The following is a 16,192-nucleotide window of genomic DNA, read 5'->3' as shown; positions in this document are numbered from 1 at the left end:
CGTATACATTTGGTATAATGTAAGAAGTCATAGCAAATAAACCTCCATGAAAATGGAAGTTTATGGATTATTAAATTATAGAGTGTAGGGTTCCCCTTTCTTAAGCATAGCGTATACGTGATGGAGTAACTTGTTGGCGCAAGCGATCACGGCTACTTTATGGGGCTTTCCTTCACTCTTTTTTCTGTCATAATACTCCCTGAGCCGAGGGTTCAGTTCTCCTCGCAATCCGCACGTTACCGCTAAATACACCGCTCGTCGTAGTCGTTTGGAACCCCGTTTGGTGATCTTGTTTTGTGTGGCCACAAACTTCCCTGAACTGAAGACGCTTGGATCGATTCCGGCGTATGCCACCAGTTGTTTGGGATGATGGAACTGTGAGGCATCTCCGATTTCAGAAACAACAGCAGTGGCTAGCTTTGTTCCAACCCCAGGAATGGATTTCAGCAGTTGGACTTCGTCCAGAGTCTCGGACAGGTCCAGAATCACTTTTTCGAGTGCTGCAAGTTGTTCTTGGAATTCACGAACAAGAGCCAGCAGACTTCGCAGCGCCATCTCTAGGCCATAAGGAACCCGCTGCACGGGATTATTTGCGATTGCGATCTGTAGGGCTTCTACCTTGCGATTCATCCAAGCTTCAGAGCGTGAAGCCCGAGTGGCCACTCTCACAATATCCGCCCAAGCCTCTGGCGTCTGTGCCTTCACCCCTTCTGGAGTGAGACAAGCTTCCAGCAAATTCAATGATGTTTTGGAATATAAGTCTTTAAACACACCCTCGTAACTTGGAAAGATTTGATCGACAAGTGTACGCATATTCAGTTTAGCTTGAACATACAAGCTTGTAATAAACTCGTGTTCTCGACTTAAGAATTGTAAGTCCACTAGGGCTTCCTTTCGTCCAGGATGGGCAGGCCAGTTCTCTTGGTAGTACAGATCTCCTAAATGCCAGGCATCTGAGGCGTCCGTTTTGACTTTTCGCAATCCTGTTCTCCGTGCTCTCTGCGCCTGCAAAGGGTTAACGAGAATGACCTCATATCCAGCCTGTTGCAAATAGAGCACCAGCACACGATGATAATGTCCTGTAGGCTCTAAAATAACAGCTGGCTTGAGGGTCGTCTTCTGTTCTAAATCCTCCAAGAGTTGTTTCAGCTTTTCGAACCCTTTTGGGGTATGCAGAATGTCTTGGTTACGTCCATAAGGACTGTTCCGCCTAGTAAACGCTTGTACAACCGATTTTCCTTTAGCAACATCTACGCCAACAACAGGTTTCATCTTCTCCTCCTAATCTAAATTCGCCGGTATTCCCACCATGGTTCCTACTCCACAGCTTCGCTTGTGATACGAGGTCAGGGCCTCAACCAGCTCAAACATGGTAGAAGGGGGCGGTGGGAGAACTGTTTTTAGTACGAGGTTTATCCCCAGGGGCTGTCACGTTCTCCCGGCTGCCTCCATCGTAAAACAGCTATTAAAAAAGGCCAACCAGTAATTCTCTGGTTGACCCTATAATACGAAGGGGCTGTCTCAAAAGCTCTAAAAAAAACGTATCGGTTGGGAGCAATAACACTGATAGGTTCAAACGGGACGAAGCAGAGGTCTATTCTGCTTCGTCCCGTTTGCGTTTTTCCGTGATCGTAGCTTTCCTTTTTCAGTAGCCTCCTACAGCAGCATCGTATTCCGTTCAATATACACGTGATATCGTTCGTGAAACACATTCGCAAGCGGTATGAACAACAAATCATCCCAGGTATAGCGGAAAGTAAACCCATGTGGCCCGGTTTCCTTGGTGAAACTTTCCTGAAGGGCATCTTCGCGCAGCTGAAGCCGCAAATAGTCACTTTCTTCAGAGAGCGCAGCCAAAATGTACGGCCCATACGCAAGAGACACCAGTTCCTTCCGATCCGGTGCCGTTTCCAGGCGAAGCCTGCAGTCGAAGAAAAGCTTGATCTCGTCTCCATCCTGCCAATCCCGGCTGATGCACATATACCCTGTGGGGTCGTCAGTCATGTTGGCTTTCTGGCCGTTGATCTCCATGCGGCAGTCCGGCCCGGCCCAGTAAGGACGGCGAATCTTCAATGCAAAAGCCCCTGTCCCCTTCACCCGCAGCGTCGCTTTACCTGGATCGTGTCGCTCCGCGTCCAGCGTCAGCTTCACCTGCCGTTCCCGCCAATGGAGGGTTGAAGGAATGAACAAATTAACATAAAGCGAGGACTCATCGTAATGATAAATCGCCTCCGGATATTTAAAATGGTTCTCCAATCCGGTGCCATGGCAGCAGGTATTCCCCGCTACGTCAAAAGATTTTGTCCTGCCGGGCGCCAGCGGCATGAAATACGTACTCCCTCCCGTCGGTTGATGATCGCAGGAGGCCAATATATGATTAAACATCGTACGCTCGTAATAATCCATATATTCCGCTACAGAATAATATGCAAACAATTCCTTCGTCAGTTTCAGCATGTTGTACGAGGCGCAGGTTTCCGCGGTTCTGTCACTGAGACACTCTCCAATTCTGCCTGGCTGCCGGAACATTTCGCCTTCTCCCGTACCGCCGATCGAATAGATATGCGCGCCCGTAACGGCCTGCCAAAAAAAGCGGGACATGTCGTAATATTCCTTCTCTCCAGTAGCCTGGAATATTTTCAGGGCACCGATGACCTGAGGAATATGCTGGTTCGCATGGAGGCCACCGAGGGCGTCAATACCCGTGCGCAGCGGCACGAACAGACGATCGTTTTCAAACAGGTTTGCCGCCGCCAGATGTTCGGGTTTATGCGTTATGGAGTATAACTCGGCAAGCGATTCGTTCATGCCGCCAAATTCGCCGGCGATGTACATGCTCCACATGGTTTTGAGCACGCGGTTAGGGAGCCTGTTCAAACGGTGATATACCCAGTCGCCAAGCTGATCGGCGATCGTCAGCGCCGTAATGATTTCCATGTGGCGGTAGCAGTCCAGCAATCCGGCAAAAATCTTGTGCAGGGTGTAGTAAGGAGCCCATATTTCCGGATAGCGGGTAAACTTCTCCAACTGGTCAAACTGCTCCTCTGAGTAACCACTGAGGAAGCCGGCACGAAATCCGTCTTGGCCTGCAAAAGCCTGCTGACATTCTTCCAGCGAAGCGATCATGTACTCCGCCTTCCGCTTGATGTCCTCATCCCCCGAAGCCGCATAGCACAATGCCAGCGCGGACAGATAGTGTCCGGTCGTATGCCCCCTCAGCAAGCAGTCGGGCGAATCCCAACCGGTCATTTCCGGAGCTCCGCGCGTATCCAGTCCGGCGGCGGCTCGGAAATTATATAACATCTGGTCGTCATTGACCTTTTTCAAGAAGGCCAGGCTTCTGTCCTGAGCCGCTTTAAAGGCGGTTCCTTCCTTCAGCACCACCGCCTCAGCGGGAAAGCTGTGCACGGCAGGAGTGGTGTCCATCGTTTCCCGTTCCCGCTGCCCTGCTGCCGCCCAAACTTCCGCGCTTACCGGAATGGCTGTGTCTTTCAGGACCCCCTTAAACATGATGGGACCGGGCTCATCAACAATGTATTCCTCTCCCTGTTCCCAATCCACGGCATGGGAAATGATCTCGCCCTCAGCCGTTTCGACCACGGCGACCGCCGGCAAATAAAACGGTCTTCCCATTTCCTCTTTCAGGCGTATCGGATAGATCCGCGACGTCCGAATTTGATTCTCTTCCTCCAAAATGGTCACTTCATAGACTTTTTCCTTGATGCAATCGCCGTATCGAAACATCGCGCGCAGAGCAACCGTGCGTTTGCCGATGCCGTATTTCGGCCGGGTTACCGTACCGTCGTCATGGAGAAAACGGGAATCCCCTGATGTCCAGGTGATTTTTGAGCCGTATTTCCCTTCCCGAGGCAAGCGGAGATCGAATTCCACCGTGGCCAGATTTCCTAAATACAGCGTCTCCATATCCTTGATTACGATGCTTTCATCCTCTTTAACCAAACCCATGTCATGCCCCCTATTCGCTTGTGGATGTTCCAATCACCTTCCACTGCTGAATACCCGTGGAAGTCGCTTCCTTCGCCTTCATGGTTAGGCGGATTTTCGTCGTTGTCACCGGATCGAAGGAGGTCGCATTATACTGATCCGGAAGCACGCCATATTCGGAAGGATTCGATACCTCCACCCAATTGGTTCCCGTCCAATACTGGACGTAAAACGACGCTGGCAGATCGATCCCGTCCTGATCGTCAAACCAGTATACCTCGCTTGACGAGAGGCTAAACGGCCGGTCAAAATCATACTGCACCCACTGCTCGGTTCCACGGGTATCCCAGTTCCCATAGACCGGGTGCCCCCTGTCCGCCGAGCTTGTCGGCTCGTATTCGTCATTTAGTCCCACAAGGCTTTCCCAGGGCGAGACGTAGGAGGCTGTAACGGTTCCTTCAACCGCTACGTTCGGATTTACCGGACCCGGCGGTTCGACAACGGGCGGAGATGGTTTATCGGCGGCGAGCGCTGCGATCTCGTCTGCAAGCAGCGTACGCGAATAGAGCTTGATTTCATCGAGGCTTCCGGCAAAATAATGTTCGTTTGTCCCGGACTTTCCGATATACTTGTTCGCTCCATTCAGAAGGGATCGGATGCTGCCCGGATTCACATCCGAGGTCCTGGCCAGCTCATCCCCATCCAGGTAAAGAACAGCCGTGCTTCCGGATACGGTGACCGCTGCATGATGCCATTGTCCGGATGTTACGCCGCTGCCGGAAACGCTCACGGCTCCCGTCCCCTGTGGGCCCGGTGCCGTCAAGCGTAACGTTCCGCCATCTTCGATGGATAACGCCATAAATTTGCCTGCGGGTGAGCCAAAATCGAAAATGCGCGCGCTGGCTGCGCTTATATCAGGGCCACCGGAGGATGAGACACCCGGGCCTCCGGCAGCATTTACCCATGCGGAGAATGTGAAGTCTTGGGCTCCTTTCAAAATCCGATCCGGAAGTTTCATGTAGCTTGACGAGCCGTTCAGCCCCAATCCTCCGCCTCTTGCCCCGTCCGTCCGGGAAGCATGATAAACGGCGGCATCATGGCCCGCACCGGAATAATCCAGGGCGATACCGGAATCCTCGGCCTGTTCTTCATCAAATAAGTAATTTCCCGCCAGCTCTCCCTGACCGACGTTTAATGTGAATTCCTTTTGAACCGGGGCGCTCTTTTCGTCATAATCCCGGAGCTGTACCGTAAACCTGTAGCTGCCTTTGGCCCCACCAGATACTTTTCCCGCGATCTTGCCCGTAAAGCGGTCCAGCGTCAGTCCCTCCGGTAGCGTTCCCCCTGCAATATTCCAATCATAGAATGGGACCCCGCCTTCCGCTTGCAGCTTCAGCTCATAATTTTGTCCTGGCTTAGCATTGGGAACCGGAGTGTTTTTAATGGCCGGGCTAAGAAAAGGCGTCAGTGAACGATTCAATTTCCAGCCCGCTTGTTCCGCAATCAACAGCGTCAGTTTGGTCAGCATCCAGCGCTTGTTGTGAAAGAGATGCGTACGGCCGCCGTTCTGGCCGCTAATCCGGTCCCAGTATTGCGGTTCTCCAGGAATATGATACGTGTCATCCAGCGGAACAGGAACCCCTTGGTACGCGACGATATTGTCCGCCGTTCCTCCGCTCCGCTTATAGGCAGCCATCCCTCTCCAGCTGTGGGAAAATGCAAGCGCATGCCCGAATTCGTGCATGATGAGTCCGTACACGTCCGTAGAGGTGTCTGACATCTCCGTCAGGTACCATTTCTCATCATCCAGCGAGCTAAACGGCGTTGCAGTATCGTAAAAGTCCAAAATGGTGAGAAGCGAACGATGAATTCTGTCGGGAACCGTCACTCCGTTACGTTTATGATATTTCCCGTTGTCGGACGCTCCGCCAGTGGAATAAGGCTCGTTAAGCCCTCTGAGGTAGATCCACATTCCGTTGTAAGGCTCATTATTGGTCACGGAGATATGCCCGTCAAAATTATCCTGCGGCAGCCGTGTGACTTCCGAGTTCGCCGGGACGGTATCGAAGGGCTCCATATCAAAGAAGTAGAACCAATCCTTGATCGCCTGCTCGCTGGCGTTTCGGATCGCGGGATCGCTGAAATAAGGCTGGATCGTGTCATATCTGTAATCAAATTTCAGCGGCAGGCTCGGCTCTCTCTCATCATCCTGGTCCCATACGCGAATCGGGGTGGTTTGTTTTCGGACATTGCCATTTGCATCCGTGACCGTGAGTTCCAGCGTATAATGTTCAATTTCACCGTTGCCTCCGATTCGGTCGGGATGAACTTCGAGCAGAAAGTGCTTGCTTTCGCCGGTATTTTGAAACGTCAGCGTTTTTGCCGCCCCAGTCGCGCTCAACGTGCTCGGCCGGTCCATCATCAGGCGAGAGGTGCCTTTGGCCTTGATGTCAATCGTTAATGGATAAGCGGCCTCGTTTGGCGGAACAACGTTCAGTTTCACGTAAGGATTGGCGATGTATCCCTGCCAGTCTACCAGCTCGACGCCGTAATCGTTGAGCGTTCTTCCGAAAATGTCAATGATCTTCGCCTCGCTTTCGGTTGGTTCCGGATTCACGGGCTCGGCCGCGGCCGGGAATGCACATAAGGAAAACAACAGCGCAAAGCTCAGCGCCATAGATAACCATTTTTTCATGTTCATTCCTCCTCATTTCATTTCCTATATAATTGCTCTCTGGCATCCGAAATGCCTGAATGAAATTGGATCAAAGCAGCGGCTCGAATCCGGCGGACATGCTCCATCGCTTCAAGCAGGTTATGTTCCCAATCCTTCCCCAGCACTCCAGCATCCCGGCAAATGGCGGCCGCCGCAACACAGCCTTGAGCCATAGCGACCAGCGCGCTTTCGATTCCCGTAATATTGCCGGCGACGTACAGGCCCTCTACTGGCGTTCGCATATCCTCATTGTGCAGCGGAATATGGCCGCCCAGTTCCTTTGCATACACCAGGGGGCACCCGGCCACAGCGGCCAATTCCGCGAGTGGGGATAAACCGCCGGCAAGAGCCACAAAATCGACGTTTTCCTCCCGCTCGCTGCCCGGAATGATTTCACCTCTCCCGGTTACATCCGCCAGCGTCACGGATTCCACGTGATGTTCGCCGTTAATGGATATCGCGGAAGTGCGGAGCCGTAAAGGAATATCCCATATTTTAAGCCCGCCCCGCGGAAAAAAGCGGGATACCGCGCCCGCCAACCCAAGGCTCGCGCCAAGCTTTCCTCCGATTCTCATCAGCGGAGACGGTGCCAAATGAGCAAGGCCCAGCAGACGCTTCACCGCTTCTTTAGGCAGGGCTTCCTTACCGAATACGGAATTTCGTTCTGGCAGCACGATCCCGGCGAGCGAAATCCCGCTGACGGACAGCTCGCGAGCAATCGCCATGGCGAGCACGTTCACGCCGATGATTAGCCCGCGGTGTCCCGGCTTCACATAGTGCACATTGGCCATCACCTGGGCGGCCCCAATCGACATGACCCCTGGCAGCGTCCAGCCTGGCGTCGGCTGAGGAATTTCGGCGGCGCCGGTGGCGAGCAAAACCCTTGCAGCCGTGAACGATCCTCCCGCCGCTCTTACGACCCAGCGATGTTCAATCCGAAGCATGCTGTGAACGGAAACGCCACAGCGGATATCCACTCCCATGGCGCTGCATCTTTCTATCAGCTGTTCCGCAACCTGTCTTCCAACCCACCAGCTCCCTTTTTCCTCGTGGAACTGTCCCAGCATGCGCCCGCCCGGCTGCGGGAATTCATCCAGCACAGCTACGCTTAAGCCATGCTCGGCCGCCGTTGCGGCGGCCGATAATCCCGCCGGACCGGCTCCAACAATCAACAAGTCGAATGACGGAGCTGGGGTCATGGCAGCTTCCTCCCCGTAATTTCATTGGAAAGCTGCCGCCCTTCGGAAATGCGCATCCCCTCTTCGAGCGGGGTAAGGCAGGAGCGAACCTGCCCCCTCCCTTCCACGTTCAGCCGGCATTCCATGCAGTGGCCGATGGCGCAATACAGCCCGCGAGCGGTGCCGGACTCCTCGTGCCTGCGCAGTCTGCGAATCCCCGAGGCCAGCAGGGCCGCGGCAATCGGTTCGCCCTGAAGTCCGGAAAGTTTTCTGCCGTCAAACGTAAAGCTGACCGCTTCCTTCCCCCTCTTCAGCGGACCCAAAATCGGATGATTCGTAATCCGTTCCATTACGCCTCACCATTAGCCAGCTGGCCAAAGGTCACCGGCCGCACCGGAGGACGGTGGGGCAGCAGCTCCGGATCGGGGGGAGACTCCGGATTTTTGGCATGCACCCAGGTTTCGAGTAGATGCCTGCATATCCTGCCCTGGCAGGCTCCCATACCGGCCCGTGTTTTCATTTTTAGCTGCCTTGAAGTATGGCATCCTGACTCGTAGGCGGCCTCCAATTGAATGAGGGTTACTTCTTCGCATCGGCAAATGATCATGGAAAAGCGTTTCATGGGAAACCTCCTATCGATAAGAAATGGCGTATGTCTTAAGCTCGGTAAAGAAATCCAGTGCAGCCTGGCCCTGTTCGCGCGTATGGGAGCTTGACAGCTTCATGCCGCCAAACGGGGACTGATACTCAACACCCGCGGTTTCCTGATTGACACGGACCATTCCGGCCCGGGCCTCGTCCAGGAACCTGTGGGCATGCGATAAATTTTGAGTAAACAGCGAAGCGCTCAGCCCATAAATCGATTGATTGCACAAAGCCACCGCTTCGTCAAAGTCGGCCGCTTTCAGAACCATGGCGACGGGTCCGAATATTTCCTCCTGGATCAGGGGGTGTCCTGCGCTTACGCCAGCGGCCACGATCGGCCGGATATAATAACCCGCCTGATCTCCGGAGACCGGCGGACCTTGCGCCAGAATATCTGCTTGTTCGTTGGCCATACGCACATAAGACATCACGGTTTCGTACTGGCTTGCGGAAGCCACGGGACCAAGGTAAGCGTCGCTGTCAAGTGCCGGAGCCAGCTTGATTTTGGACAAGGCATGCGACAATTTCCTGATGAACGAATCGTAGATTCCTGACTCAACAATAATCCGGCTTGTTGCCGTACATTTTTGGCCCGCCGATCGAAACGCACCGCTGACAATGAGCGGCACAGCCGTTTCAAGATCGGCGTCGTTTAATACGACAGCAGCATTTTTGCCGCCCATTTCAGTCTGATATTTGATATTGCGCTTGGCGCAAATTTGGGCAATACCAAGGCCTGTGGACGTGGAGCCGGTAAAACTTACGGCATCCAAAGGAGTTTGCTCAAGCATCGCTTTACCGATCTGGCTGCCCTTGCCGATAACCAGATTGATGACGCCCGGCGGAAGCCCAGCTTCTTCAAAAAGTTCCGCCAGCCTGGTCGCGGTCAGCGATGCAAGCTCCGCCGGTTTCCATACCACTGTGTTTCCGCAAATCAGCGCGGGCGCTATTTTCCAGATCGGAATGGCAACGGGGAAGTTCCAGGGCGTAATGATGCCCGCCACGCCGAGAGAAACCTTTCTGGTGAATTGCAGCACATTCTGCTCGCTGGAAGGGATGACCTCCCCGTTCGCCCGGAGTCCCTCGGCGGCGTAATAACGCAGCAGATTCACCCCCCGCTTTACTTCCCCGCGCATTTCCGCAATCGGCTTCCCCATCTCCATGCTTGCGAGGTTAGCGACGTCATCTGATTTTGACTGCAGCAAATCCGCCATCCGTTCCAAATGACCGGCTCTGGCGGGGCCGCTCAAGCCGGACCAGGGGCCGTAAGCTTCACGCGCCGCCTGTTCCGCCTGAATGACTTGTGATGAATCTGATAAATGCAGCACCCCCACCTGCTCTTTGGTATTGGATGGGTTGATTACGGCGCACTCTCCCGCTGTCGGCTCTATCCATTCTCCCCCGATCCAGTTACGGCTGTTTTTCATTTGCGTTCCTCCTTTTGCAGGACTCATAATCAGCATTGTTGGTTAAGCTAAGGCTTCATGGCTGGTTTATTTCGCGCTTCACGGCAAACTCAAAAGCTTCTTTAATGGCGCTATAGTCGGCTGCCGGGAGTGGCAGGCGAGGCGGACGCGTCGGTCCTACAGGGAATCCGGCCAGTTCCATCATATATTTGATCGATTGGACAAGCTGCGGACTGGCATCAAAGTGGAACAAAGGGAGAAGATGGCGATATAGAACAGACGCCTCCCGAACTTTGCCCTGTCTCGCCAGATTGAATAGCTCCACTCCTTCCTTAGGTAGGGCATTCGGCACGCCCGAAATCCATCCCGTTGCTCCGCACAGCGCACCTTCCATAGCCAAATCGTCAACGCCGATCATCACTTCCAGATTCGTATGGGCCAAAATATCGTGCACGCGGCGGATGTCCCCGGAAAATTCCTTCACGGCCACGACATGTTCAAGCTCGGAAAGCCTGGAAAGCAGCTGGGGAGTCAAATCAACTTTGTAATCATGCGGGTTGTTGTAAACGATAATCGGCAAACCCACCTCATTCACCGCTTCATAATGAGCGATGACCTCAGACTCAAGCGGCTTGTAATTAATCGGTGGCAGTGCCATCACGCCGGCAGCTCCCGCATCCTTGGCATGCCGTACCCAATCTGCCACTTGCTTGGTGGAAGGCGCCGCGGAACCGACCACTACAGGCACTCGGCCTGCCGCGGTTTCGATGACCGTCTCCACAACCTTGGCCCGCTCCTCCTTCGTTAATGTCGCATACTCGCCTAATGATCCAGCCGGGATCAAACCGTTCACACCTTGTGAGATAAGGTCATCGCAAAGCTCCGCCAGACGTTTGTAATCAACCTCGTAATCCGCTGTAAACGGTGTGACAAGCGCGACATAAACCCCTTCAAATGTTGCCATATTGACATTTCTCCCTTCAGTGTTATCCATTTCAATATCAACCTCGATTCAGTAAAGAACAAAGCCTTCCGGCAGCGAGTCTGACGGATCGAGCAAGAAATTCATGAATCCCAGGATGTGAGCGGTTCCGGTGAGCCGAGGAATGACGGCTCTATACCCGTAAATGTCCTTTTCCCCTTCGATGCTTCCCACGATTCGCGCGCCAGTGATCCCTTCATAAACGATCTGCTGCCCCGGCTTCAGCGAACCACAGGAATGCAGGACCGCCATGTGAGCGCAGGTGCCAGCCCCTCCCGGCGACCGGTCAAGCTGCTCTCCGGCAAATGCAGCCGTGCAGCGATATGCGAGCTGGTTCGGGTTTCGGTCATCGCACGATGCATCTCCCCTTTGATAAAAAAAGACGCCGTGAATTCCGGATATCCAGTCCAGGTGCGGATGCTTCACCTCAAGCCGCCGTTCGATCTCCTCGCGGATCAGCCTGCCCCATTCACGCAGCTTCGGAAGGTTGAACACATCCCCGGCTCCCAAAGCTGACATATCGACCACAGCATAAAACTCACCGCCAAAAGCGACATCGACCCTTACCTCCATGCCTTGAACCTTCACCGCAAGCTGCTCGGCATAAACGAAGCTTGGGACATTCAAAAAAGAAACCGACCGGACTTCATGCCCGTCGAAATCGGCAAAGGCCTTGACCGTTCCGGCCGGGCAATCGATCAGAACGCCGTTGGCAGCGTCCGAAGCAGATAGCTGCCCCGTCGATGCCCATGCCGCAACGGCGGCGATGATTCCGTGGCCGCTGATGGCTGAAAGGCCTTCCTGGTTCAGGAATAACAATCCAAAGCTCGCTTCTGGCGTTGTCGGTGCCGTCACAATCGCTCCCGTCATCTCACGATGCCCTCGCGGTTCAGCCAGCAGCAGCTTTCTGACGGAATCGAAATGCCTTCTGAAAAATAAAGACTTCGCATGCTGAGAGGAGCCATTGATCTGAGGCACCCCCCCGGTGATGATCCGCAGCGGCTGACCGCAGGAATGCGTATCGAGTGCCGCATACCATTTCGTTGTTTCCATAATGCCGCCCTCCGGTAAAATTCATTAGAGCAGGAAAAATCCCTGACTCAACGGATCCTGGTCCTGATAAACAAACTGATGAAAGCCCGTAATCCACGCTGAACCGGATATTTCGGGGATGACTGCCGTCAAACCGCCCACGGTCGTTTCTTCCAAAACTTTTGCCTGGAACAAGGAGCCCACGATGCTTTCATGCACGAACTCCTCCCCCTTTTGCAGCTCCCCCTTGGCGTAAAGCACGGCAACTTTCGCAGAAGTTCCCGTGCCGCATGGAGAGCGGTCAATGCCGCCGGGGGGCACGACAACCGTATTCCGACAGTTGGCCGACGGCGAGACGGGGTCACTGTAAAACTCAATATGGGTGAGTCCGCGAATGACGGAAATTTCGGGATGTACCACCTCAATTTCGCGGTTGATTGCCTCCCGGATCTTGATCGCCAGCTCCACGATCTCCGAACCCCGTCCGGGGACGAGCGGCAGATGAAGCGGGCGCGCGTCCACAAGCCCGTAAAAATTGCCGCCATACGCAATATCAACGGAAATTACGCCAATGCCCTCAACGCGAACCCGTACATCCGATTGGTATAAAAAAGAAGCGATGTTTGTGAACGAAACCTTCTTCACCTTCCCGCTCTCCACCGTAAGCTTTGCTTTAACCAAACCTGCTGGCGTATCCAAATGGATGACGTCTTTGTTCCCGGTGTAAATCCCTCCTTCGATCAGCGCGGTGCATAGGCCGATCGTGTCGTGTCCGCACATTGGCAAATATCCACCGCTTTCAATAAAGACAACCCCGATGTCTGCACTTTTATTGCACGGCGGGGTCAAAATGCAGCCAGACATCACTTCGTGTCCCCTCGGCTCCAGCATCAGAGCCCGGCGAAAATGGTCGTAATGTTCGGACATGTACACCATCTTCTCGGTCATTGTGCGGCCGATCAGCTCGGGCGCTCCGCTTGTCACGGTCCGGGTGGGATTTCCCCCCGTGTGCGTGTCGATTGTGCTCACCAGCTTGGATATTCTCATGAGATTCCCCCCTGTCTGCCCGCCTCGTGACGGAAACGGTCATAACGCAGCCGCTCAATCGGAATGCAGGTCGCCGCTCCGTTCAGCATTTCGCTAATGACTTTTCCCGTAACGGCGGCCAGGCTGATGCCATCACCTTCGTGTCCGGCCGCTATGTAGAACCCGGGAATTTCATCAACGGCAGATACAATCGGCAGATGATCCGGTGTCCAGGGGCGCAATCCCGCGTAGGTTCGAAGCAGCGGAATCTGTTCCAGGACAGGGAAAAAGCGAATGGCCCTTTCGGCGATAAGCTGGATGACCTCCTGGTCCACGCGAGCGTCCATCCCTACAAATTGGCGGCTCGATCCAATCAGGAAATTTTGCGATGCGGTCGGTTCGAATACAAGCGCAATCCCGTATTGTTCAAATTTCGGGTCCACACTCCGCTTTCCGCCAAACTTGCTGATCAGGTAACCAAATTCCATCACCTTTCGCTTCCCGATGCTCTCCGAGCGGGAAGCGACCAGAATATGCCCTTTGCGGGGCTCGATCGGAATATCCAGCCCGACCATTTGTCCAATATGCTTCGACCATACCCCTGCAGCATTGATGACGGTCTGCGCATGAATCGTGCCGCCGGTGGTCTCTACCCCGCGGATTCTTCGCTTGGCATCAAGCATAATGGCCGTGACGGGTGTATGAACCCGCAGCCTGGCTCCATACCGGCGAGCGGCGGATGCCAGCGAATACGCTAGCAGCACCGGATTTACCGTGGAATCCGTTGCGCATTCTAAACCGCCGGGCAGATCTTCGGCCAGCTCCGGCCATTCGCTGCGCAGATCTTTTTGGTCGAGCATGCGGAATGGAAGGCCTGCCTCCCTCTGGCGTAAAACCCAGTTTTCGGCGGCAAGCATCTCCTCTTCCGTCTCGCAGACAAGGATGCTTCCGGGAGCGCGGTACTCAAATTCCTCATCGAGCTCCCGGGCCCATTCCGCCACAAGTTCCTGCGATTTTAAGGACATCTGGCTGTCAAAGCCGGGATCCTTGTCAATCGCAAGAATATTGCCGTCGCATTTGGAAGAGGTTCCTCCGGCGAGTTCTCCCCGCTCCACCACAACGACGTCCATACCTTGCCTCGCCGCATAATAAGCGATGGACATGCCGATAATCCCTCCGCCAATGACGACAACCTCCGCAGATTCAGCATTCATGGATTGATCCCTTGCCTCCCCTCTTACAGCACAATCAGTTCTTTATTCGATGTTGTCAGCACCTCAATGCCCGTATCGGTAACCAGAATGTTGTCTTCGATGCGGACGCCCCCAAAATCAGGCAGGTAGATGCCGGGTTCAACCGTCATAATCATGCCGGGCTCCAGTTTATCCTCCGTTTGTTGGGAAAACCGCATGGGCTCGTGAATCTCCAAACCGAAGGCATGGCCGAGACCATGCCCAAAATAATCCCCGTACCCGCGGCCGGAAATAAATTCTCTGGCCAACGAGTCACCCTCCTTCCCGGTCATTCCCGGTTTCAGCCCCTCCAAGACGGATTGGTTCGCTTCCAGCACGATCCGGTAAATCTCTCGATGGCGTTCGGTCGGTTTGCCGATAAAAACTGTGCGTGTCAAATCGGAACAGTATCCTTCGTAATTCGCGCCAAAATCCAGGGTCACGAATTCATCCATTCCGAGCGGCTTGTCGCTGGCTAATCCGTGCGGAAGCGCCGAGCGTGCTCCGGAAGCGACGATGATCGGGTACGCCGACGACACCGCGCCGTTTTTGCGCATGAAATATTCCAGCTCCGCCGCCACCTCCCTTTCGGTAACGCCAGGCTTCATTACACCCAGAATAAACGCAAAGGCCTTTTCCGTAATTTCGATTGCTTTCCGAATACACTGCTGCTCCCACTCGTCCTTAATGCCTCGCAGCTTTTCGATGACGTCCCCGGTTGGCGCTAGTTCGATGCCGGCAAACGTGCGCTCGTACGTTTCATAGTCGGCAAAGGGAACATGAAGTTTTTCAAATCCCATTTTCTTGACGCCGGCGGTGCTCAGTTTTTCGCGGATCAGCTCAAGCGGCTGGCCCCCATGCTGCACCACTTCAAATTCCTTGGCTTGCTGTCCCGCTTGGCGGACATAACGAAAATCGGTCACCAGCCACGCCTGACCCTGAGTAATTACAGCCCAACCGGCGGTGCCCGTAAAGCCGGTAACATATCTCCGGTTAAACGGACTGGAAATCAACAGTGCATCCATTCCCTGCCGCGCGATTGCTTCCCTTGCCTTTCTGAGTCGCTGAGCTTCCATATTTTTCACGCTCCCTCCGTATTGTGACAAAGCGAAATTGCTGCCTCTACAGCATGTTACGAAACTGAATTGAACTATATTCAATGATGTTGAATCAATGGTATGCCAACCCCTGAATTACCCTTTCATTCCAGTCAACGTAATCCCTTCGATAAAATAACGCTGGCCTATGAAAAAAACCACGATGACCGGTAAAATGACCACAGTCGAGGCCGCCATCAGAAGGTGCCACTGCGCACTGTGAAGCGACTGGAACATTTGCAGGCCTAATGCCAGCGTGAACTTTCTCTCCTCATTCAAGTACACCAGCGGTCCCATGAAGTCGTTCCAGGAATTCATAAAGGAAAACAATCCAATCACGATGAGGGGCGGTTTGGACAAAGGAATGATGATCCGGGTGAAAATCGTCCACGGGCCTGCCCCATCCACATATGCGGCTTCGTCCATGTCTTTCGGTATCGTGGAATAAAACTGCCGGAGCAAAAAGATATCGAAGGCAGAGCCTAACCATACCGGCAGAATCAGCGGAAAATAAGTATTGATCAGATCGGCAAACCTCCACCCGATAAAAGTAGGAATCAAGGTGACGGCGCTGGGAAGCATCATGCTGGCCAGCAGTAAGCCGAAGAAGAGGCGTCTTCCCGGCCATTCCAGCCTGGCGTAGCTATAGGCTCCAATCGAGCTGCTAAAGAGTGCTCCAAACAGACAGCTGATGGTAATGAACAACGTGTTGCGGAAAAACTGAAAAAAGTCGATGGTGGTCAGTGCCTCCACATAGTTTTGCAGCCGAAACGGCGAAGGAATCCACTTCGGCGGCATCTCAAAAATTTGCAGCGAATTCATCATCGAACTGCGTACCAGCCAAAACAGCGGGAGTAAACAGAATGCAGCTCCCCCAATGAGGAACAAATACACGATAATTTGCTGAATACGGCGGCTTTTCTTCACAGGGAG

13 protein-coding genes are annotated in these 16,192 nt (G+C 53.8%); all 13 read right to left on the bottom strand.

Going from position 1 to position 16,192, the window contains the following annotated elements:
• Positions 1-75: 75 nt before the first annotated feature.
• Complete coding sequence (locus ACFVQB_RS11030) at positions 76-1,272, bottom strand: IS110 family RNA-guided transposase (protein WP_379438292.1); 1,197 nt, start codon at positions 1,270-1,272, stop codon at positions 76-78.
• A 384-nt stretch (positions 1,273-1,656) separates the two neighbouring features.
• Positions 1,657-3,966 (bottom strand): beta-L-arabinofuranosidase domain-containing protein, encoded by a 2,310-nt coding sequence (locus tag ACFVQB_RS11025; protein WP_379438289.1) that lies wholly within the window; start codon positions 3,964-3,966, stop codon positions 1,657-1,659.
• A gap of 10 nt (positions 3,967-3,976) precedes the next feature.
• Positions 3,977-6,640, bottom strand: coding sequence for a LamG-like jellyroll fold domain-containing protein (locus tag ACFVQB_RS11020; RefSeq protein WP_379438286.1), 2,664 nt, complete (start codon positions 6,638-6,640; stop codon positions 3,977-3,979).
• A gap of 17 nt (positions 6,641-6,657) precedes the next feature.
• Positions 6,658-7,860, bottom strand: coding sequence for an NAD(P)/FAD-dependent oxidoreductase (locus ACFVQB_RS11015; protein WP_379438283.1), 1,203 nt, complete (start codon positions 7,858-7,860; stop codon positions 6,658-6,660).
• Positions 7,857-8,189, bottom strand: coding sequence for a (2Fe-2S)-binding protein (locus tag ACFVQB_RS11010; protein ID WP_379438280.1), 333 nt, complete (start codon positions 8,187-8,189; stop codon positions 7,857-7,859). Before ACFVQB_RS11010 ends, ACFVQB_RS11015 begins: the two co-directional genes overlap by 4 nt.
• Complete coding sequence (locus ACFVQB_RS11005) at positions 8,189-8,461, bottom strand: (2Fe-2S)-binding protein (protein ID WP_379438278.1); 273 nt, start codon at positions 8,459-8,461, stop codon at positions 8,189-8,191. Before ACFVQB_RS11005 ends, ACFVQB_RS11010 begins: the two co-directional genes overlap by 1 nt.
• A 10-nt stretch (positions 8,462-8,471) precedes the next feature.
• Positions 8,472-9,911, bottom strand: coding sequence for an aldehyde dehydrogenase family protein (locus ACFVQB_RS11000; protein WP_379438276.1), 1,440 nt, complete (start codon positions 9,909-9,911; stop codon positions 8,472-8,474).
• A gap of 55 nt (positions 9,912-9,966) precedes the next feature.
• Positions 9,967-10,854 carry a dihydrodipicolinate synthase family protein gene (locus ACFVQB_RS10995; protein WP_379438273.1) on the bottom strand — a complete coding sequence of 296 codons (888 nt, stop codon included), beginning with the start codon at positions 10,852-10,854 and terminating at the stop codon, positions 9,967-9,969.
• A gap of 48 nt (positions 10,855-10,902) precedes the next feature.
• On the bottom strand, positions 10,903-11,925 hold the full coding sequence (locus ACFVQB_RS10990; RefSeq protein WP_379438270.1) for a proline racemase family protein: 1,023 nt from the start codon (positions 11,923-11,925) through the stop codon (positions 10,903-10,905).
• 24 nt (positions 11,926-11,949) lie between these two features.
• Complete coding sequence (locus tag ACFVQB_RS10985) at positions 11,950-12,951, bottom strand: proline racemase family protein (RefSeq protein ID WP_379438268.1); 1,002 nt, start codon at positions 12,949-12,951, stop codon at positions 11,950-11,952.
• Positions 12,948-14,144, bottom strand: a complete 1,197-nt coding sequence (locus tag ACFVQB_RS10980; RefSeq protein WP_379438265.1) for an NAD(P)/FAD-dependent oxidoreductase — start codon at positions 14,142-14,144, stop codon at positions 12,948-12,950. The genes ACFVQB_RS10985 and ACFVQB_RS10980 overlap by 4 nt, the downstream gene beginning before the upstream one ends.
• Positions 14,145-14,167: 23 nt before the next feature.
• Positions 14,168-15,238, bottom strand: coding sequence for a M24 family metallopeptidase (locus tag ACFVQB_RS10975; RefSeq protein WP_379439649.1), 1,071 nt, complete (start codon positions 15,236-15,238; stop codon positions 14,168-14,170).
• Between the two features lie 117 nt (positions 15,239-15,355).
• Positions 15,356-16,186, bottom strand: a complete 831-nt coding sequence (locus ACFVQB_RS10970) for a carbohydrate ABC transporter permease (RefSeq protein WP_379438262.1) — start codon at positions 16,184-16,186, stop codon at positions 15,356-15,358.
• Between the last annotated feature and the right edge of the window lie 6 nt (positions 16,187-16,192).

It is taken from the genome of Paenibacillus sp. NPDC057886 (assembly GCF_042796655.1).
In the GTDB taxonomy this organism is placed as follows: Bacteria; Bacillota; Bacilli; order Paenibacillales; family Paenibacillaceae; genus Paenibacillus.
This window is presented reverse-complemented; position numbering and strand designations above follow the sequence as displayed.